1 pseudogene is annotated in these 340 nt (G+C 42.9%); it reads left to right on the top strand.

Features of this window, described 5'->3' with window-relative positions:
• Positions 1 to 340, top strand: a pseudogene (locus AB4496_RS25510) (type VI secretion system ATPase TssH); the annotation flags it as partial.

A 340-nucleotide genomic window follows, 5' to 3' on the forward strand; every position in this document is an offset into this window, starting at 1 on the left:
CAAAATCATTCAATTGAAGATCGAACAGCAAGCTCTGACGAATGAAAATGATGAGGCCAGTGAAAAGAGGCTTCGTACGTTACAAAGCGAACTTTCTGAGAAAGAACGCGATTTCGCAGAGCTTGAAGAAGTTTGGAACGCTGAAAAAGCGGCGCTGTCTGGTACGCAACATATTAAATCAGAGCTAGAACAAGCTCGAATGGATATGGATTTTGCACGACGCGCTGGTGACCTTAACCGTATGTCTGAATTGCAATATGGTCGAATCCCAGAATTGGAGAAGCAGTTAGATCTCGCGACTCAAGCTGAAATGCAAGAAATGACCTTATTACGTAATAAG

The organism is Vibrio sp. 10N.222.46.A1 (assembly GCF_041473595.1).
GTDB lineage: Bacteria > Pseudomonadota > Gammaproteobacteria > Enterobacterales > Vibrionaceae > Vibrio > Vibrio tasmaniensis_A.